The organism is Sphingomonas faeni (assembly GCF_024273235.1).
GTDB lineage: Bacteria > Pseudomonadota > Alphaproteobacteria > Sphingomonadales > Sphingomonadaceae > Sphingomonas > Sphingomonas faeni_A.
The window spans coordinates 110,270-129,072 of the sequence record NZ_JANBVH010000012.1 but is presented as its reverse complement, the minus strand read 5'-3'; the positions used below and the strand labels follow the sequence as shown (position 1 = coordinate 129,072).

Sequence of the window (18,803 nt, the reverse complement as noted above, 5' to 3'; positions counted from 1 at the left end):
TTTGCGTGGGGACGATGGAACCGCACATCCGGTCGATTTGATAGCTGGACGTGCGGTTGTAACGAAGGCTTACCGGTCAATCGCAGTGGACCGCCTGCCTGCCCGACACTGGGCAAATAACCCTACTCGCACCTGCAAGAGCGGCCTGTCAGCTTCCCTTCCTGTTTCAGACATTCCCGCGACGGTTGGCGCACAGACCGCAATCCGCCATCCCGTTCTAGGTGATTGGTTTCCTTCGCAGATTCTCAGATGTCCCGCAGTTCGATAATTTTCAGGACTGTGCCTCCGGACACTTTGCCAAACACGCTGCATGTCGATCGGTCCTAGGCAGCAGCGGACCGGCGTTCTACCCAGGGGCATGGTTCTGCTCCGTGTCCTCACCGCGTTGGCCGCGTTCTTCGTTGCCAGCCCCGCCCTCGCCGAGTGCCGCGTGGGCGCGCTCGATACGATGGCCGAACGTGCGCTCGTGCATCTGCCTGCCAAGCATTCCCCCGCGCCGATGCCGTTGATCATGCTCCTCCACGGCAGCACGGGCACCGGAGCGGAGATGCTGCGCGACAGCCATCTCGCCGAGACCGCGGACCTGCACGGGTTCGTCGTCGTTTCCCCGGATGGCGGCATCGCCGCGAAGCGCGGGTATGTTTGGAATATTCCAGGCGTGCTCACGGTCAGCGGCACCCTGCCTCCGAAAGACGCGCGCGACGACGTTGCCTATCTCACCGGGCTGGTCGACCGGCTGGTGGCGACCGGCTGCGTCGACGGCAAGCGCGTGTACCTGACCGGGTTGTCGGGCGGTGGGCGGATGACCTCGTGGCTGGGCTGCGTCGCTCCTGCCCGCTTCGCCGCGATCGCGCCGGTCGTGGGCCTGCGCGCCGGGCGTCCGGCAGGGTCCGATCCGATGCAGGCGGATCCCGCGACGTGCCACCCCAGCGTTTCGGTGCCGTTGCTCGCCTTTTCCGGCGACGCCGATACGACCAACCCCATTGCAGGGGGCGGCGCGCCCTATTGGCAATATTCGCAGGTCACCGCGCTGCAGCGGTGGGCGGTCCTGAACGGCTGTTCGGAACCTTATGCGCGCAATGTGGGCGCGTCGGTGTACGAGCAAGGTTACGCGCGGTGCAAAGGCGACGCGACCGTGGCCGCGCGCGTGATGCGCGGTGGCCAGCACAACTGGTCGGTCGTCGACAACGAAGCGATGTGGGCCTTCCTGTCACGGCATACGCGCTGACGGACAGGGATCCCCGGTTCACGCTGTGCCGGGGGAGCCGATCGACACGTCGCGATGCTCCGTAGACCACTTATCTGGTGATCCCGGGCCAGCTCGTCCATGCCGATCCCCTGAATCAGCGCTCGCCTTCGCCGCCTTCGCCCCGCTCGTTTTCGCCACCCTCATACTCGCCTTCGCCACGCTGGCCGGCATGTTGTTGCAGGGCGCGGGCACGGCGCGGGTTGCGGACGACATGGCGCGACTTGGCCGAGCGGACCACCTGCCGGCCCTCGCCCTCGCCCTCGCCCTCGCCCTCGCCTTCACCGCGCTCGTTCTCGCCGCCTTCGCCGATCTGGTCCACCGACGACGCCAGCGGCTTGGCTGCCGCTTCGGTCAGGATCGCCTGGCCCGATTGCGCGACCACGAACGCACCGACGCCCATCCACAATTTCGTACGCATGATATTTCCTTACTCGCCAAGCCGTTGGCCGCATGAGGGCCAGCTGATAGGGGACGCGACCCGACGTCATGCCGATGCCACGAGTTTCCCCATGTTGATCATGATTGCCAACGTTCTGGACCCCGACAATCTCCAGTCGCTGCGAGATAATCTCGGCAGGACCCGCTATGTCGACGGCCGCCAGACCGCCGGTCGCGAGGCGCGGCCGGTCAAGCGCAACGAACAGGTCGACCGCAGCGACCCGTTGCTCGCCGACATGCAGGACCTCGTGATCGACCGGCTGCTGGCGAACCCGCTGTTCCGGATGGCGACGCGGCCGCACGTGGTGCGCCCCCCGTTGTTCAGCCGCTACGAGCCCGGCATGGCCTATGGCAGCCATGTCGACGACGCGATCATGGGCGGGATGCGGACCGACGTATCGGTCACGATCTTCCTGTCCGATCCCGATACCTACGAGGGCGGCGAGCTGGTGATCGAGTCCGCGGCGGGGGAGCAGGACGTGAAGCTGGCGGCGGGCGATGCGGTGGTCTATCCGACGACCGCGCTGCACCGCGTCGCGCCGGTCGTGTCGGGCGAACGGCTGGCCGCGGTCACCTGGGTCCGCAGCCTGATCCGCGATGCCGATGCGCGCGAGTTGTTGTTCGATCTCGAAACCGCCCGGCATGCCCTGTTCGAGCGGCTGGGCAAGACGCCGGAGCTGGATTTGCTGGCGAAGACTCAGTCCAACCTGCTCAGGCGCTGGGCCGAGGATTGAGGTTCGGAACGCAAACGACGCTCGGTCCATTGGCTGATCCATTGGCGGTGGATCGCCACGAATAATCCGGGTCGGCGCAACCTCCGCCGCACCCCGTCACTGACGAAAGGTTTTCCATGTCGCTCGATGGCCCCCGCCTTGCCCCGCTCTCCGGTTCCGCGCCAAGCGCGCTCGTCATCCTGGTCCATGGCTATGGATCGAACGGCGACGACCTGATCTCGCTTGCCCGCATGATCCAGCCCGCGCTGCCCGATGTCGCGTTCGTCGCACCGAATGCGACATCGCGGATTCCCCGAATGGCTGCGGCCCATCAATGGTGGCCGATCGAAACCTTCTCGATGGCCGAGCGCGCGGCGGGCGCCGCATCGGCCGCGCCGGGGCTCGACGCCTTCATCACGGAGGAACTGGAGGCTGCGGGCCTGCCGAGCGAGCGCCTGCTTCTCGTCGGGTTCAGCCAAGGTACGATGATGGCATTGCACGTCGGGCTGCGTCGTCGCGAGCGGCTTGCCGGCATCGTCGGCATCTCGGGCATGCTGGTCGCGCCCGAACGCCTGGAGGCGGACATCCGGTCGCGTCCGCCGGTCCTGCTGGTCCATGGTATGGAGGACGACGTCGTGCCGTTTCGGTCGATGGAGCTGGCGTCGACGGCGCTCTCGGCGGTTGGCGTAGCGGTCGAAACCCATGCCTCGCGGAATGTGGGTCATAGCGTCGGGCAGGATGGCCTGGCCGCCGCGACCGCGTTCGCGAGGAAGGTCCTGTCCTGAGATCTCCGGGTGGTTACCGATAGGCCGCGCGCCTCGGCTTGGGCGCCTCGGCTTGGCCGGCGGCTCTCGCGCGGGCCGTCCATTCGGGCTAGGGTGTTGGCGGGAGATTGCACGATGCACAAACTGCTGGCGTTAGTCGGACTGGTGACCATGGGTCAGGCGGCCCCCAACCCCCATCTGCCGGCGGCCATTTACGATTCCGTCGCGCCGACGCTTCCCAAGGGGTTGCAGCGCGCGGTCCTGATCGTTTCGAAAACCAATGGCTGGCGGCACATCGAGCATATCCCGCATTCGAACATGGTGATCGCCGACATCGCGCGAACGCTGGGCCGGGCGAGCTTTGCCACCGAGAATGCGGCGGTCTTCAACGACGAAGACTTGCGGCATTTTTCCGTCGTGGTGCTCAACAGTGCCAGCGGCGATTTCCTGACGCGCGAGCAACGCGCCGCCTTCGCGCGCTTCGTGGCACGCGGCGGCGGCGTGGTCGCGCTGCATGCCGCGGGGGACGATAGCCACACCGACGCGTGGTATTCCGCCACGGTCATCGGCACCAAGTTCATCGGCCATCCGGGCGGCAGCGACCAGTTCCAGCCGGCGCGGATCATGGTCGATCGCCCGCAGCATCCCGTCATGACCGGCGTCAAGCTGCCCTGGGCGCCGGTCGACGAATGGTATTCCTTCGATGCGAACCCGGCCGCGCGCGGCATGACCGTGCTCGCGCGGATCGACGAGGCGAGCTACCGTCCGGGTGCCAAGCTGGCGATGGGCATGCACCCGGTCATCTGGATCAACCCCTCGACCAAGGGACGCGTCGTCTATTCCGCGCTGGGCCACTCGCCCGAGGCCTATGACGATCCGAACTACCGGCGCATCCTGGTCAACGCGATCCGCTGGGCGGCGCGGTAGGCTAACTGGCGGAGGCGCGGTCTTCGGCGACGCATGGTCTTTCCGCTTTTCACGCCTTACGCTGCGCCGATGGAGAAGGTCCTTCGGCGCGCGCGCCATCCGGTGATCCTGCTGGCCCTGCTGGCGACGGCGTCCGGTCCGCCATCGCCCGAGCTGGCGGGGTGGCAGGCGCAGGCCGGGCGGGTGACGATCACGCGCGACGACTGGGGCATCCCGCACATCCGCGGACGATCCGACGGCGATGCGGTGTTCGGCCTGATCTATGCGCAGGCCGAGGATGATTTCCCGCGTATCGAGGCGAACTACCTGACCGCACTGGGCCGTAGCGCGGAAGCAGAAGGCGGGGGTGGGGATGCGATCTGGGCGGATCTTCGGCAGCGGCTGTTCGTCGACCCGGATGCGCTGAAGCGCGACTACGCGTCCAGCCCGGCGTGGCTGCGCACGCTGATGCAGGCCTGGGCGGACGGGCTGAACTATTATCTGGCGACCCATCCGCAGACCAGACCCAAGGTTATCACCCGGTTCGAACCGTGGATGGCGCTCAGCTTCACCGAAGGCAGCATCGGCGGCGACATCGAACGGATATCGCTGAGCGACCTGAAGACCTTCTATGGCACCCCGACGCCGCCGAGCCCGGAAGAACTCGGGATGGTGCCGCGCGAGCCATCGGGCTCGAACGGTATCGCGATCGCGCCCCGCCTGACTGCGCGCGGTCGAGCGCTGCTGCTCATCAATCCGCACACCAGCTTCTATTTTCGGTCCGAGGCGCAGATGACCAGCGCCGAGGGCCTGAACGCATACGGCGCCAGCACCTGGGGCCAGTTCTTCGTGTACCAGGGGTTCAACGCCAGCGCCGGCTGGATGCACACCTCCGCGACCGTCGACAATGTCGATGAATTCGCCGAACGCATCACACGCCGCGCAGGCGGGTATGACTATCGATACGGCCAGGTCAGCCGGCCGGTCGCCACCAAAATGGTCACGCTGCGGTACCGCAAGGCGGATGGCACGATCGGCGAGCGTCGCTTCACCACCTATCGCACGCATCACGGCCCGATCGTCGCGCGCAAGGCCGGGCGATGGATCGCGACGGCGCTGATGTGGAGACCCGTCCCCGCACTCGAACAAAGCTATCTACGGACCAAGGCGACCGACCTCGCGAGCTACACGACCGTCGCGCAGCGCAAGGCGAACTCGTCGAACGACACGCTGTTCGCCGACAGCAAGGGCGAGATCGCGTTCCTGATGCCGCAGTTCATGCCGATCCGCAGCGCCCGGTTCGACTATACCCGTCCCGTCGACGGCAGCGATCCCGCGACCGACTGGCGCGGCCTCCATACGCTCGCCAGCCTGCCGAGCGTCGCGAACCCGCGGACCGGCTGGGTCCACAACACCAACGACTGGCCGTGGAGCGCGGCAGGGCCCGACAGTCCCAAGGCGGCGGACTATCCCCGCTACATGGACCAGATCGGCGGCAATGCGCGCGGCGTCCATGCCGACCTGTTGCTGACGGGCAAGCGCGGCTGGACCCCCGACACGCTGCGCGCCGCCGCGTTCGATCCGTATCTGCCCGCCTTTGCACGCCTGCTGCCGGGGCTGGTCACGGCGTGGGAGGGCTTGCCTGCGCGCGATCCGCGACGAGCGGCACTCGCGGCCCCCATCGCGCTGCTCAAGCGGTGGGATCATCGCTGGGGCTATGACTCCGTCGCCACCAGCCTGGCGGTATTCTGGGGCGACCAGCTATGGCGCGAGGTCGGCAGCGTCGCGCAGGCCGAACGGTTGAACGTGCCCGACTATATCGCCCAGCGCGTGCAGCCCGACCCCAAGCTCGCCGCGCTGTCCGCCGCAGTCGACCGGCTGGCGAAGGATTTCGGCGACTGGCGCACGCCGTGGCAGGACATCAACCGGTTCCAGCGGCTCGACGACGCGATCCACCCGCATTTCGACGACGCTCGCGCCTCCACTCCCGTCCCCTTCACCTCAGCGCAATGGGGCAGCCTTGCCTCGTTCGGCGCGAAGCCCTGGCCGGGTACGAAGCGCTATTACGGGACCAGCGGAAACAGCTTCGTCGCGGTCGTCGAGTTCGGGCCGCGCGTCAAAGCGATGGCGGTCATGGCCGGCGGCCAGAGCGGCGACACGGCCTCCCCGCACTTCGACGATCAGATCGGGCGATACGCGGAAGGGACGCTGCGTCCGGTGTATTTCTATCCCGAAGACCTGAAGGGACATGTCGAGCGCAGCTATCGCCCCGGTCGCTAGAACCGGACGATAGCTGCGATCATGCCCTTCGGGTCCTTGCCGATCGCACCTATTGCCGGTGCGCAGCGATGTAACGGCCGATTTGCTCGTCGAGCACGTCCAGCGGCAGCGCACCCTGATCCAGCACTGCTTCGTGGAAATCGCGAATGTCGAAACGCGGCCCGAGTTCACGCTCGGCGCGCGCCCGCAGCTCCGCGATCTTCAACTCGCCGACCATGTAGCTCGTCGCCTGCCCCGGCCAGTTGAAATACCTGTCGACTTCGCGCGCGATATCGGTGTCCGCGACCGAGCTGTTCGCCTTGAAATACGCGATCGCCTGTTCGCGGGTCCAGCGCTTGGAGTGGATGCCGGTATCGAGCACCAGCCGGATCGCGCGCCACACCTGCAACGACAGCATCCCGAACCGGCTATACGGATCCTTGTAGACCCCCATCTCGTTCGCCAGCCGCTCCGAATAGAGCCCCCAGCCCTCGACATAGGCGCCATAGCCGCCGAACTTGCGGAACTTCGGGATGCCCGTCAGCTCCTGTTGACGCGCGATCTGGAAATGATGGCCCGGAGCGCCTTCATGTGCGGCGATACCGGCGACCTGCACCTTCTGCGTCTGGTTCATGTCGACCAGGTTGACGTAATAGATGCCGGGCCGCGATCCGTCCGCCGAGGGCGGGTTGTAGAATGCGGTCGACGCGGTGCCCTCGCGCCATTTCTCGACCGCGCGAACCTCGAGCGGCGCCTTAGGCAAGGTCCGGAAATATTTGGGCGCAACGGCCATCACCGACGCGATCACGCCGCGGGCGTCACCCAGATACTGTTCGCGGCCGGCCTGGGTATTGGGATATTTGAACTGCGGATCGGTGCGGATCTTGGCAAAGAACTGCTCGAGCGTTCCCTGGAAGCCGACTTCACGCTTGATCGCCTCCATCTCCTGCCGGATCGCGGCGACCTGCTTCAGGCCGAGATCGTGGATCTGGTCGGCGGTCAGGTCGGTCGTCGTCGAGGTCTTCAGCCGGTCTGCGTAATAGCCAGCGCCGTTCGGCAGGCTCCACGCCCCGAAATTGCCCTTCGATTGCGGTTCGATCGCGTCGAGCGTCGCGAACAGCATGTCGTAGCCACGGCGGAACGGCCCGGTCAGCGCCGCGCTCGCATCGCGCAACAGCGTCTCCTTGGTCGCCGCGGGCAATTTCAATGCCCCGATCTTCTTGCGGAAATCTGCCATGAGCGTCGAATCCGCACCATTGTCGAACGGCGCGCCGACCAGCACGGCACGGGCATCGGCACGGGCTGGCGCGAAATTCACCTTGTTCGGAATGATACCGGCTGCCGCCTGTTCGCGCATCGTCGCGGTGACCTCTCGCATCACCCGCTCGGTATCGCGCAGGCGGGCGATATACGCCTGTGCGTCGGCGAGCGTATCGACTTTGTGATTATTGATCAGCAACACCGGGATATCGCCCGCCGGGCTGCCGTTGGTCGACACCGGAAAGCGGAGCTTGCGGAACTGAAGCGACTGGCGGCCGCGTTCGACCTCGTATTCGAACAATCGATAGCTGACGCGGGCGCTTTCACCGAGCTGATCGGGACGAAAGCGCGACTGCATCGCCTTCAACTGCCGCTCCGACAGCGCCTGCGCGCGGAGGGCGGCGGCGTCGGTATAGTCGTCGAGCCGGTCGTAATGCGTCTTGAGCCCGAGCTGCGTCAGCGATTCCGGGCTAAGATCGAGTTGCTGGTCGTACGCGTCGTCGAGGAATTTCAGCAGCGCCGCATCCTGCGCCGCCGTACCCTGATCCTGTACCGGGACCGGCGCGGCGGCCTGGACGATGGGCAGCGCCGGCAACAGCAATAGGGCAAAGGCAAGACGCATCATATTCTCCTGTCGAATGCTCGCTTGTCGCGGGCTGGTTCGATCAATGCAATTGGAGCGGCGCAGATTTTTGCGAGATGCTCGGGGGCTGGCGTGAACCGGCGCGGATGACGGATGAAACGGGCGTTCGATGGCGAGGTTGGTCGGGCGGACTTCGCATGTCGCCGTTGAAAATGGTCTTGCACCGATCTCAACAAAGGCGGCCCAACCTGACTGTTCAGGTCCCGCCGATAGGCCAAACTCAAATATAATCACATATCCACACTAACATTTGTTGATGTTGATCAAATTATATTACGCCTCCCGAATATATTGCATTCTATTCGTAGCGGCATAAACTTGACGTAGAATGCATCGAAATTCGATCCGATACTTTCTACAATGACGCCATATTATTCAGTCATCGATTGCCGAATATGACCCTTAATCGTAGATAAGCCGCACAGCATCACAAAGATGCGTTCCTTTATCAGGGCGACGACATGAGAGGACGCGCATCGATACGCCGTATGATTGCGTGGGTCGTGCCGGCATTATTGTCGGCGATCTTACTTAGCGCGTGCGCATCGACGCGAGGGGGCGGCATATCCTATGATTCCAGCAATTTCGGCGCCCCTGACGCGCCGAAGGTCGCGGGCGTCGACAGCGTCTACACGCTGGCGCCGCTCGATACGGTCAGCGTCATCGTGTTCCAGGTCGCCGATCTGAGCCGCGACTACGAGATCGACCAGAGCGGCCGGATGACGATGCCGCTGCTCGGGCGCATCGACGCGGTCGGCCTCAGCACCGCCGAACTCGGCAGCGTGATCGGGCAGCGGCTGAACGAGAAATACCTGCGCAATCCCAACGTGACCGTCGCGCTGAAGGCGTCCGCGAGCCGCGTCGTCACGGTCGACGGATCGGTCCGGCAGCCCGGCATCTATCCCGCGACCGGCCCGCTGTCGCTCGTCCAGGCGATCGCGCTGGCCCGCGGCGTCGACGACCTCGCCAATCCTCGCCGCGTCGCGATTTTCCGCACGATCGGCGGCAAGCGGATGGCGGCTGCGTTCGATTTGACGAGCATCCGTCGCGGCGAGATGGCGGATCCGCCAATCTATCCCGGCGATACCGTCGTGGTGGATGGATCGGGCGTCAAGAAGACGCAGCGCGACCTGTTGCAGGCCCTGCCGCTCACGTCGATCTTCCTGGCGCTCTGAAGGCGCCATGGGGCCCCTCCCCGTCGCACAATCGGCCTCGGCGGGGCCGACCAGACTGACCGTTCGCGGAGGCCAACCGGCGCCGCACCGCGATCTCGGCGCGTTCCCGCTTGAGGCCGGTGCTGGCAGCCCCGGGAGTTCCAGCGGTGCGGCGAGCGACACGCGCGAACTGTCGCTGCCGGTGCTGTGGCGGATCGCGATCGAGTGGCGCTGGCTGATCCTCGCGGCGATCGGAATCGGCCTAGCAACCGCGACGCTGACGACGTTGCTGTCGCCGCTGCAATATCGCGCTGTCACCACGCTCGAGCTCAACCCGCCTGAAGTCGAGATCCTCGCGGACGAAGGCACCAAGGGCGGTCGGCAGAATGCGGCGCGCAGCGACATCAACTTCATCGGCACGCAACTCGGCCTGCTCGGCAGCAGGGCCCTGGCGGAGCGCGTGGCGCAGAACCTGAACCTGGCGGCGGATACAGCGATCGTCGGCCTGGGGAGCGACCGGACCGCCAACACCGCCTCCGCGGCCGGCTTCGTGCAAGGTGGAACGCAGGTGCGCCTGCAACCGCTGAGCATGATCGTCAGCGTGTCGTTCGTCGCGCGCGACCCGCAGATCGCGGCGAAGATCGTCAACGGAGTCGCCGACGCGTATATCGCCACCAATCTGGAGCGGCGCTATCAATCGTCGTCCTATGCGCGCGATTTCCTGCAGCGCCAGATCGCCACCACGCGCCGTGATCTCGAACGGTCGGAGCGACGGCTGACCGCCTATGCGCAGGCGCAGCGGCTGATCAGCACGGGCAGCAGCGAGGATGGCGGCGACACCAATTCGCTGACCGGCAGTTCGCTGATCGCGCTCAACACCGCGCTGGCAACGACGCAGGCACGGCGGATCGCGGCCGAGCAACGCTATCGCGAGGCAGCCCTGGGCGGCGCCACGACCGAGAGCAGCGTCAACGCGGCGCCGTTGCGCGCGCAGATCGCCGCGCTCGACGGGGAATATCAGCAGAAGCTGCAGGGCTTCCGGCCCGATTATCCCGAGATGATCGCGCTGAAGGCACGGATCGAGGCGCTGCGGGCGTCGGTGATCGCCGAGACGCGCACTGCGAATGCCGACCGGCTCGGGACGCTGCGGCAGGATTTCCAGGCGGCGCGCGCGGAGGAGGACCGGCTTCGCGCGCAGGTCGCCGGGCTCAGCGGATCGGTGCTGGAGCAGCGCGGCCGTCTCATCCAGTATAATATCCTGCGCCGCGACGTGGATACCAACCGCACGCTCTACGATGCGCTGTTGCAGCGCTACAAGGAGATCGGCGTGGCCGGCGGGATCGGCACCGCGGTCGCGTCGGTGATCGATCGCGGACTGGTGCCGGGCGGTGCGTTTTCGCCGAGGCTGTACGCGAACCTGCTGGTCGGGGCGGTGTTGGGTCTGGTCCTCGGCCTGATAACGGCGATCGCGCTGGAGTTCATCAACGACACGATCAAGTCGCCCGACGACGTCCGCGACACGCTGCACCTACCCTTTCTCGGCGGGATCCCGACCGCGAAGACCGCCAAGCCGATCGACGAACTGCGCGACACGCTGTCGTCGGTCGCCGAAGCCTATCTGTCGACCGCGTCGGCGTTGCAGTTCGTCAGCGAGGGCGGCGCGCCAAGGACGCTGCTCGTCACCAGCACGCGCCCGGCGGAGGGCAAGTCGACCTCGGCCTGGGCGCTCGCCTACAGCTTCACGCGGCTCGGCAAGTCGGTGCTGCTGATCGATGCGGACATGCGCCGCCCGGCCTTCGTCACCGGACGCGAGAATATCGGGCTGTCGCATATCCTGACCAACACCGGGTCGCTCGGCGAGCATATCCTGCATACCGACATCGAGGGGCTGTGGGTCATGCCGTCCGGGACGATCCCGCCGAGCCCGCCCGAGCTGATCGCGTCGCCGCGCTTCGCATCGCTGCTGACCGACGCATCGGCCAGGTTCGACGTGGTCGTGATCGACGGGCCGCCGATCCTGGGGCTCGCCGATTCACCGCTCCTGTCCTCGACCGCGCTGGCGACGTTGATGGTCATCGAGGCGGGGCGCACCCGGACGCGTGCGGCACTGGAGGCGCAGAACCGGCTGAGAACCGCGGGCGCACGCATGGTCGGTGCCATCCTGACGCGATATCAGCCGCAGACATCCTATGGATACGGGTATCGATATGGGTACGGACACGGTCGCAAGGACCAGTATCGCTACGTCTCGGACGGCAACGACAAGACACGCCGGATCCTGCTGACGCTTCATGACGGGGTGTAAGAGCGCGGCTCGGCGCGGTCCGGGCGCGGTGCGCGACGTGATGGCCGCGGTCCTGTTGCTGGCGGCGGGGGCGGCGATCGGCTGGCTATCGTTTCGATCGGCGATGGTGCGGACTGTGCCGCCGTCGGCGTCGGTCATCGCCCAGATCGCGCCGCACGATCCGCAGGTCGTGCTGGCCAGAGCGACCGATCTTCTCGTGAGGCGGCACGGCCTGCTCGATGCGGCGACACTGGATGCGGTGCGACGGGCGGCGATCGCCGCGCCGCTGGATGCCCGGCCGTTCCTGATCCTCGGCCATCAGCAACTGCTCGAGGGTGCGCCGGACGAGGCCGTGGCGACACTGGAAGCCGGCGAACGGCGGGATCCACGGCAACGGCTGATCCACCTGCTGCTGCTCGACCGTTACCTGCGCGCCGGGCGGTATGGCGATGCGGCGATGCAATTCTCCGTCCTCGCGCGGTTGCTCGGTGCGGCGCAGGCGCCAATCGCCGCGGCGATGGCACAGATGGCCATGGCCCCGGAAACGCGCGATGCCGTCCGCCGCACGCTGTGGAGCGACCCAATCCTCGAACGCGCGGTGCTGAAGGCCCTGGCCGCCGCCGATACCGCGCCGGCCGCGATCTTCGCGCTGGCGAGCCCGGCCGCGGCATTGGAGGGGCGCATTGTGGAGAGCTGGGGCCCGGTCCTCATAGCGCGCCTGGTCCGACGTGGCCGCTATGCGGCGGCGCGCTCGGCGTGGCAGCATATCTACGCCGTGCCGCCGGCACAGGCCGCGGCGCTCGTGACCGATGCAGGCTTTGGCACGGGCAGGACGGCGCCTCCCTTCGACTGGACGCTTGTCGCCGGAAGCCTCGGCGCGGCCGATTCGAGGGGGGGCAGTCTCGCGGTCGAATATTATGGCCGAGACACGGGAGTCCTGGCGAGCCAGCTGCTCGTATTGCCACCTGGGCCCTACCGTTTTTCCGTCAACGTCGATCCGGGTACCACCGCTGCCACCGCAAAGCTGTTCTGGGCGCTCGCCTGTGGGGCCGGCACGTTCGATCCGGACAAGCCCGCGTTGATGAACGTCGCCGTGATCGCCGCGGCCAGACCCAGGCGGATCGCCGCCGACATCGTCGTCCCCGACGGCTGCCCCGTTCAGATGCTGACGTTGCGCGGCGAGGCGGGGGCGTTCCCGGTCCCGCTGAGTGTCACCCTGCGCGACTTGGACCTGCGGGCCGCGTCACCGGCCGCGTCACCGGCGACAGCACCGGCCGCGTCGTGAACCGCCAAGCCGTCGTCCCGCTCTATGTGCTCGCCTGCCTGACGATGGGCGGGGCAAGCGCGGCGGGGTTCGTCGCCAATCTGCTGCTCCAGATCGCCAGCCTGGCTTTGATCGGCTGGGCGCTGTGGCGAATGGGGCGGGGATATCCGCCGCGGCACGGACGAGCGCTGCTCGGCTTGCTGGCGCTGTTCGTGGCGATCGCGCTGGTCCAGTTGATACCACTGCCCCCCCAGGTCTGGACACGGCTTCCGGGACGTACCGCGGTTGCGGACGGGTATCGCCTGCTCGAGATCGCTTTGCCGTGGCTGCCGCTGACGCTCGCGCCAGACGCCGCGGTATCGAGCGTCCTGTGGCTATTGCCGGCCTTCGCAGTTCTATTGGGCGTGGTCGTGCTCGGTGCATTCCGCGCGCGGAGCATCGCCATCGCGATCGTCATCGTCACGCTTGCCTCTATCGCGATCGGCGCGCTTCAGGTGGTCGGCGGACCTGGCGCCTATCTCTACCGGATCACCAATCACGGTGTCGCGGTCGGGTTTTTCGCCAATGCCAACCACAATGCGACGCTTTTGCTGACATGCATCCCGTTCCTCGCTGCGCTCCAGCAGACACTGGTCCAGCGCCGCGGATCGTTGCGTAGCGCGTCCGCGATCGGCCTGCTGGTGGGCGCAGCATATGTCGTCATCCTGGTCGGGCTGGCGATCAATGCGTCGCTCGCCGGGATCGGCCTCGGCGTACCGGTGGCGCTGGGTAGCTGGCTCGTGTTCGGGCGCACCGGCCCGGTTATCCGCCGCGCCCTGGTGGCCGCGACCGTGCTGGTGTCGCTCGCAGCGATGGTCACGATCGCCGTCGGCCCGTTCGGCAACAATTTGTTCGGCGAGCAGAGAACCAATGTCGCCTTGTCGCGCCAGACCTCGTTCGCGCTGACGTTTCAGGCGGCGCGAACCTATTTCCCGGTCGGCTCGGGGACCGGCAGTTTCCAACAGGTCTATCATATGCAGGAGCCGCTTGCGTCCGTGGGCACGACCTTCATGAACCACGCGCATAACGACTGGCTCGAACTGCTGCTGGAGACGGGGGCAGCGGGTATCGCCTTCGCCGCTTTGTTCCTGGCGTGGTGGATCGCTCGTGTCCGTGCGATCTGGCGGGCGGACATCCACGACCCGTTCGCGCAAGCCGCGGCGATCGCGACGGCCACGATCATGCTGCACAGCCTGGTCGATTATCCGTTGCGCACCGCCGCCCTGTCGGCTGTCTTCGCGGCCTGCCTCGGTCTAATGGCCGGCGCCCGCCCCTACATTCGGCGGAGCCGGGAGGCCTCCACAGCCCGTCATCTCAGCTTGTAGAGATATGCAGGCGGGCAGCGCCGAGAACGAATTGCCATCCTGCCATTCGCGGTCGCGATCGCGATCGCGATCGCGATCGATCCGAAATCGCCTCGCGCAAAACATGTTTCTCCGCGAAGGCGGGTTTCAAGACTGGACTCCCGCCTCCGCGGGAGAACAAGGAAGAAGTAGGGCCACCGCGTTGGCGCGGATCGCTAGCCATTCGCAACACCCCGGGTCGGATTCGCAAGATACCGGTCGCGTGGCAGGTCGGCCGGTATCGTGATCTCGGGCACTGGTCTCGATGCCGCCTTGGCGAGCCATTCTGCACCGCCATCGCGGCTTCGGGTGGAGCCGTCGCTGCGGGTGGCGACACGGCCATAGACGGGACGATCGCGATCGCCGGGCGCGCCGCCGAACATCGCGGCGATGTTGCCGTAGGTGGACGGATCACGACCATCGAGGCTCAGCCGGTCGTTCAGATAGCAGGCGGTCGCCCATGCCGTCTCGGGATCGGGCGTCATGGCGATCAGGCGTTTGGCCCAGTACATCCGCAGGTTGTTGTGCATCCAGCCGAACCGGACGAACTGGCGTTGGCAGGCGTTCCAGGTCTCGTCACGGGTCTCGCCCCGCAGCAATGCCGACAAATCTTCTGCGTCCGGTCTTGGATCGTTCGCGTGGTCTGCCAGTGTGTTACGTGCCCAAGCTGCCACGCGATCATAGGTCTCGGGTGCCTTCAGCGCGCGAGCCTGATAATGAAACCATTCGCGCCAGCCTAGCAGCTCATCGGCGAATTTGGTCGTGTGTTTGGCGCCGGCTGAGGCGGTGTTCACGGCCTGCATGACCTCGCGCGGACCGAGGACGCCGAAATGGAGGTAGGCGGAGAGGCCGCTGGCGCCTTCCGGGCGCATCGCGTCGTTGCGGGCGGTGGCGTAGGTCGGCAGCACCTCCTGCGCCAGACGGAGCAGGCGGGCTTCGGCGGCGGCGCGACCTGCGGGAAAGGCCGGGCTCACCGGGAGGCTGTGGTCGATGGTCAGCCCGGCGACCAGCGCATCCAGGTCGATCTCGTCTAGACGATCGGGCGTGAACGGCAGCGCACCGTCGAAGGGAATGAGGTCGGTCGTTTCGTCCTGGGAGTCCGTCCAGTCCGCACGCGCCGGTTCGTGGCGCCGCAGAAACGCCGACCGGCTGCCGACATTTTCGCCGAGCACGGCGGGCGGAACCAGGCACGCCGCGTTGACCGCATAGACGGGCACGGCGATCCGCGCCGCGACGCGATCGACCTGCCAGCGCGCGACGAAGGTCGGCTGATCCTCCACGACGAGCGCCGCGGCGTCGGCACCCAGACGGTAGACGAGGCCCTTCTCACGGTGGCCTTCACGATCGACGTGCTGGACGCAGGCAAGCCCGCGCTCGCGGCAGCCGATGCCGAGGTCGCGGCTCGCACCGAGGATGAACTGATGCAGCCGGTCCGAGGCGTAAGGATAATCCTCGCGCACGCCGTGATAGACGAGCACCGGCACGCCGAGCGCATTGCCGAGCCGGACGGCGGCATCGATCACCGGATTGTCCCGCGCGCGCAACGCCTGCTGGAGCCAGCACAGGACGTATCGTCCGTCCGAGGCGAGCTGCCTGTTGTTCATGACGCGGACGCGCGGCGCCTCACGCCAGTCGGACAGGCCGGGTGGCAGCATGGCGGTCACCATCCCATGCTGCCCGGTATGCCCTTGAATGGGCCGGCGAGGTCGGACGTGATCCATCCGCCGTAAAAGCCACCCGGCTGTGGGCGGACGCGCTCGCCGTCGACCGTGCACAGATCGAACGGGGCCGCGTAGAAGGCGACGTGATCGCGCAGGATCGCGAACGCGGGCGTCGGATTGGGATAGCTCCACGCGACGTCGTTGAAGACCTGTCCGCCGATCTCGACATGCCAATAGCGCGCCTCGCCCTTCCATTCGCAGAACGACCGACGTGGCGAGGGACGGAGCAGGCCGGGTGCGATCGCGTCCGGGGGAATGTACCAGCTGGGCGGGTGGCTCGTTTCGATCGTCCGCACGGCGGCGCGCGTGTCGGCGACGACGATGCCGGCATGGGTGATGCGGATATGCCGGTCGCTCGGCTGCGCGACAGCCGGGCGCGGATATTGCCAGACGCTTTCCTGGCCGGGGGCTACCGGATCGGGCCGCGGCCTCATGGTCGGACCTCCTGCCTGCCGAACCAGCGTTGCAGGCGCGGACGGACTTTCAGGAAGCGCAGATATGCGTGTTCCATCAGGTCGATCACAGGCTTGTGCCGCGCGAGCAGCCCGAACGGCCGCAGCAGCGGGATCGCGCGCCACATCGCGGCGAACGCCGCGGCGCCAGACAGAAGGCGCCCATCCTCCATCGCGTGAAAGCGGGCGAGCAGGTCGGTGCGGTCGATCGGGCAGGATTCTGCGCCCGTCGCGTCGATGAAATCGATTCTGCCACGCCGGTCCAGCCGTCGCATGATCGCGATCTCGCGTCGGCACAGGGGGCAGTTGCCGTCATGCCAGACGGTCACGCGGCTCATGTCTTGGGACCTCGCATCTTGTCGGCCGGATTATCGCGCCAGATGCGTTCGGCGAGCAGCGTCGCGAAGCCGAGCCACGCCACGAACGGCACGCCGGTCGCGGCAGCCGGCTTGTCGACCTTGGCGGCGGTCGCGACATAGGCGGCGCTGGAGGCGACCATCGCGGCCGACGCCACCGCGCTCGCGCCCAGCTTCTTCTCGCGGAAGAACAGCTGGGTCCAGCCGCCGACCATCGCGGTGTTCAGCAGCCATAGCCCGACCGCGGTATTGCGCGCCGGGCCCGATGGCTGCCGCAACAGCCGATAGCCGCCGACCGCGAGCCCCGTCTCCAATACCGGCCAGACCGCGCCGAACGCGGCGTCGGGCGGCGTGAACTCCGGTTTGTCGAGCCGGCGATACCAGCGGCGAATGCGCGGATGCGACGGATCGGGTGCATTGCGTCGGCCGACGAGCGCGCTCGCGCCGAGCACGAGACCGACTGCTCCCAGCGCCAGCAATGGCGAAAGCCCGGTCGGAGGGGGCGTCTCGGCGGGGAGCGGCGAGCCCAAATGCGTCATGTCAGCGTCGTGCGCCATGATTACGTCCTTGTAGCGGGAGAGGTCGGGGGCTTTCGAGCGGCCGCCGAATATTTTGCCGGTGACGCTGCGAACGGCGGGTTTGCTCGCGACGTCCAGCGCCGTGTGCAGGAGGCGGATGCCCGTGCGGGTCTGCGGGTTCATCATCTTCGGCGCGATCTTGGGCACGCCCTGCGCGTCCTCGACCATCGGGCGCATCGCCTGCTCATAGGCAGCGAAGGCGGCGGCGATGTCGTCGGTCCGCGCCAACTCGGCGGCGAGGACATAGGCGCCGGTGACCGCCAGCGCGGTGCCGATTCCGGCGATCGGCGTGGCGCACCAGGCCGCGTCGCCGGTCAGGACCACCCTGCCCTTCGACCAGCATTTCATCCGCACCTGTCGCAGCACGTCGAAGTAGAAGTCGTCGGTCGTGTCCATGCCGTCGAGCACGCGCTGCGATTTCCACCCTGCATTGGCGAACTGCGCGCGGAGCCATGCCTTCTGGTCAGCGATGCTCCAGTCCTGCTCGCCCTGTGGCGGTTGCTGGACGGACAACATGGCGCGCGTCGTGCCGTGCCGATCGGGGCGCAACGACACGCTGCGGCCCTCGGTCGCGTTGTACCACCGCCAGAGCCGATCGTCGTCGGGCGTACGGGGAACCGTGAAATAGGCGATGGTCAGGTCCATCCAGCGCGGGTCGTTCTCGTTCGGGAAGACGTGCGCGCGCGTCGCGGAGCCGACGCCCTCGGCGACGATTACCGCGTCGTAGCGCGCCGTGCGGCCGCTGGCGAAGGTGACCGAGGCCGCCGTCTCGGTCTGCTCGATCGCCGTCACGCTGTCGCCGAAACGATAGGTCGCATGCTGCGATGCAGGTTCGTAGAGCAGGCGGGAGAGATCACCGCGCAGGATCTCCATCTCCGCAGTCATGCCTTCGGTGGCGGAATCGGTGACCAGGAACTGCGCGGCGATCCGGTTATCGGCATCCACCCACGCCGTGCCCTCCTCGCCGGTGCCGTGGTCCAGCGCCGCCTGCTCCAGTCCCATCCGCCGCAGAACTTCGCGCCCCGATCCGCGGACGTCGATGTTCTGGCCGCCCTCGCGGAACGCCGGCGCGCGCTCGACCACCGTCACGTCGAACCCGGCGCGACCCAGCCACCACGCCGCGGTATTGCCGGCGACGCTGGCACCGGTGATCAGGATATGGCGGGCCATGAAACGCTCTCCTCTGCACCGCACAACGGGCGAGCCGATGTTAAGTCGCCTGCCTTCGTGCCGAGGCGAGGTGGTGCAGAGATTGGATCAGCGTTCGCGTTGCGCAATGCGCTTGCTCGGCCCGCAATGCGACCCGATTGATTTTTGCTGCCGCCTGCGATCATGGTTTTAGGGATGTGGTACGGAACCATGGTATCGTTCACGGAACAG

Annotated in this window: 15 protein-coding genes; 9 read left to right on the top strand and 6 right to left on the bottom strand. The window is 66.9% G+C overall.

The genetic code is table 11. The features are described 5' to 3' along the window. Nucleotides 1-358 precede the first annotated feature (358 nt). Nucleotides 359-1,228: an alpha/beta hydrolase family esterase gene (locus NLI89_RS08850; RefSeq protein WP_254686710.1), complete on the top strand. Its 870-nt coding sequence runs from the start codon at nucleotides 359-361 to the stop codon at nucleotides 1,226-1,228. Between the two features lie 115 nt (nucleotides 1,229-1,343). Here the strand turns inward: NLI89_RS08850 and NLI89_RS08845 are convergent, their stop codons facing one another. Further along, nucleotides 1,344-1,667 (bottom strand): hypothetical protein, encoded by a 324-nt coding sequence (locus tag NLI89_RS08845; RefSeq protein ID WP_254686709.1) that lies wholly within the window; start codon nucleotides 1,665-1,667, stop codon nucleotides 1,344-1,346. Nucleotides 1,668-1,758: 91 nt separating this feature from the next. Here NLI89_RS08845 and NLI89_RS08840 point away from each other — a divergent pair, with 91 nt between their 5' ends. The 4 genes from NLI89_RS08840 (at nucleotide 1,759) to NLI89_RS08825 (ending at nucleotide 6,350) form a co-directional block, all read left to right on the top strand. Beyond that, on the top strand, nucleotides 1,759-2,421 hold the full coding sequence (locus NLI89_RS08840) for a Fe2+-dependent dioxygenase (protein ID WP_254686708.1): 663 nt from the start codon (nucleotides 1,759-1,761) through the stop codon (nucleotides 2,419-2,421). Nucleotides 2,422-2,537: 116 nt separating this feature from the next. Beyond that, nucleotides 2,538-3,185 (top strand): alpha/beta hydrolase, encoded by a 648-nt coding sequence (locus NLI89_RS08835; RefSeq protein WP_254686707.1) that lies wholly within the window; start codon nucleotides 2,538-2,540, stop codon nucleotides 3,183-3,185. Nucleotides 3,186-3,299: 114 nt separating this feature from the next. Further along, on the top strand, nucleotides 3,300-4,091 hold the full coding sequence (locus NLI89_RS08830; RefSeq protein ID WP_254686706.1) for a ThuA domain-containing protein: 792 nt from the start codon (nucleotides 3,300-3,302) through the stop codon (nucleotides 4,089-4,091). Between the two features lie 69 nt (nucleotides 4,092-4,160). Next, nucleotides 4,161-6,350, top strand: coding sequence for a penicillin acylase family protein (locus NLI89_RS08825; RefSeq protein WP_254686713.1), 2,190 nt, complete (start codon nucleotides 4,161-4,163; stop codon nucleotides 6,348-6,350). Between the two features lie 49 nt (nucleotides 6,351-6,399). Here NLI89_RS08825 and NLI89_RS08820 read toward each other — a convergent pair whose 3' ends face one another. Continuing rightward, nucleotides 6,400-8,214 (bottom strand): DUF885 domain-containing protein, encoded by a 1,815-nt coding sequence (locus tag NLI89_RS08820; protein WP_439144496.1) that lies wholly within the window; start codon nucleotides 8,212-8,214, stop codon nucleotides 6,400-6,402. Between the two features lie 506 nt (nucleotides 8,215-8,720). On the opposite strand from NLI89_RS08820, the gene NLI89_RS08815 reads away from it, so the two are divergent. From NLI89_RS08815 to NLI89_RS08800, 4 genes are read left to right on the top strand one after another with little or no spacing between them, the layout of a single operon-like run. Further along, entirely contained in the window at nucleotides 8,721-9,407 is a 687-nt protein-coding gene (locus tag NLI89_RS08815) for a polysaccharide biosynthesis/export family protein (protein ID WP_254686704.1), read from the top strand. Nucleotides 9,408-9,414: 7 nt separating this feature from the next. After that, the gene (locus tag NLI89_RS08810; RefSeq protein ID WP_254686703.1) at nucleotides 9,415-11,691 is read left to right on the top strand and encodes a GumC family protein; all 2,277 of its coding nucleotides are present in this window, start codon (nucleotides 9,415-9,417) and stop codon (nucleotides 11,689-11,691) included. Then, entirely contained in the window at nucleotides 11,678-12,955 is a 1,278-nt protein-coding gene (locus NLI89_RS08805; RefSeq protein ID WP_254686702.1) for a tetratricopeptide repeat protein, read from the top strand. Before NLI89_RS08810 ends, NLI89_RS08805 begins: the two co-directional genes overlap by 14 nt. Beyond that, the gene (locus NLI89_RS08800) at nucleotides 12,952-14,298 is read left to right on the top strand and encodes an O-antigen ligase family protein (protein ID WP_254686701.1); all 1,347 of its coding nucleotides are present in this window, start codon (nucleotides 12,952-12,954) and stop codon (nucleotides 14,296-14,298) included. The genes NLI89_RS08805 and NLI89_RS08800 overlap by 4 nt, the downstream gene beginning before the upstream one ends. A gap of 194 nt (nucleotides 14,299-14,492) precedes the next feature. Here the strand turns inward: NLI89_RS08800 and NLI89_RS08795 are convergent, their stop codons facing one another. Genes NLI89_RS08795 through NLI89_RS08780 form a run of 4 tightly spaced genes read right to left on the bottom strand, consistent with a single transcriptional unit; the run spans nucleotide 14,493 to nucleotide 18,593 of the window. Beyond that, nucleotides 14,493-15,983: a deoxyribodipyrimidine photo-lyase gene (locus tag NLI89_RS08795; RefSeq protein ID WP_254686700.1), complete on the bottom strand. Its 1,491-nt coding sequence runs from the start codon at nucleotides 15,981-15,983 to the stop codon at nucleotides 14,493-14,495. Then, the gene (locus NLI89_RS08790) at nucleotides 15,977-16,471 is read right to left on the bottom strand and encodes a DUF427 domain-containing protein (RefSeq protein WP_254686699.1); all 495 of its coding nucleotides are present in this window, start codon (nucleotides 16,469-16,471) and stop codon (nucleotides 15,977-15,979) included. The genes NLI89_RS08795 and NLI89_RS08790 overlap by 7 nt, the downstream gene beginning before the upstream one ends. Beyond that, nucleotides 16,468-16,827 carry a thiol-disulfide oxidoreductase DCC family protein gene (locus tag NLI89_RS08785; protein ID WP_254686698.1) on the bottom strand — a complete coding sequence of 120 codons (360 nt, stop codon included), beginning with the start codon at nucleotides 16,825-16,827 and terminating at the stop codon, nucleotides 16,468-16,470. The genes NLI89_RS08790 and NLI89_RS08785 overlap by 4 nt, the downstream gene beginning before the upstream one ends. Next, a complete protein-coding gene (locus NLI89_RS08780; RefSeq protein ID WP_254686697.1) occupies nucleotides 16,824-18,593 on the bottom strand; it encodes a tryptophan-rich sensory protein in 1,770 nt (589 codons plus the stop codon). Before NLI89_RS08780 ends, NLI89_RS08785 begins: the two co-directional genes overlap by 4 nt. Nucleotides 18,594-18,803 lie beyond the last annotated feature (210 nt).

Coding starts and splice junctions, on each gene's coding strand:
- NLI89_RS08815 (WP_254686704.1), top strand. CDS start 8,721: ATGATTGCGTGGGTCGTGCCGGCATTATTGTCGGCGATCTTACTTAGC.
- NLI89_RS08825 (WP_254686713.1), top strand. CDS start 4,161: ATGGAGAAGGTCCTTCGGCGCGCGCGCCATCCGGTGATCCTGCTGGCC.
- NLI89_RS08785 (WP_254686698.1), bottom strand. CDS start 16,827: ATGAGCCGCGTGACCGTCTGGCATGACGGCAACTGCCCCCTGTGCCGA.
- NLI89_RS08805 (WP_254686702.1), top strand. CDS start 11,678: ATGACGGGGTGTAAGAGCGCGGCTCGGCGCGGTCCGGGCGCGGTGCGC.
- NLI89_RS08790 (WP_254686699.1), bottom strand. CDS start 16,471: ATGAGGCCGCGGCCCGATCCGGTAGCCCCCGGCCAGGAAAGCGTCTGG.
- NLI89_RS08795 (WP_254686700.1), bottom strand. CDS start 15,983: ATGGTGACCGCCATGCTGCCACCCGGCCTGTCCGACTGGCGTGAGGCG.
- NLI89_RS08835 (WP_254686707.1), top strand. CDS start 2,538: ATGTCGCTCGATGGCCCCCGCCTTGCCCCGCTCTCCGGTTCCGCGCCA.
- NLI89_RS08850 (WP_254686710.1), top strand. CDS start 359: ATGGTTCTGCTCCGTGTCCTCACCGCGTTGGCCGCGTTCTTCGTTGCC.
- NLI89_RS08820 (WP_439144496.1), bottom strand. CDS start 8,214: ATGATGCGTCTTGCCTTTGCCCTATTGCTGTTGCCGGCGCTGCCCATC.
- NLI89_RS08780 (WP_254686697.1), bottom strand. CDS start 18,593: ATGGCCCGCCATATCCTGATCACCGGTGCCAGCGTCGCCGGCAATACC.
- NLI89_RS08810 (WP_254686703.1), top strand. CDS start 9,415: ATGGGGCCCCTCCCCGTCGCACAATCGGCCTCGGCGGGGCCGACCAGA.
- NLI89_RS08840 (WP_254686708.1), top strand. CDS start 1,759: ATGTTGATCATGATTGCCAACGTTCTGGACCCCGACAATCTCCAGTCG.
- NLI89_RS08830 (WP_254686706.1), top strand. CDS start 3,300: ATGCACAAACTGCTGGCGTTAGTCGGACTGGTGACCATGGGTCAGGCG.
- NLI89_RS08845 (WP_254686709.1), bottom strand. CDS start 1,667: ATGCGTACGAAATTGTGGATGGGCGTCGGTGCGTTCGTGGTCGCGCAA.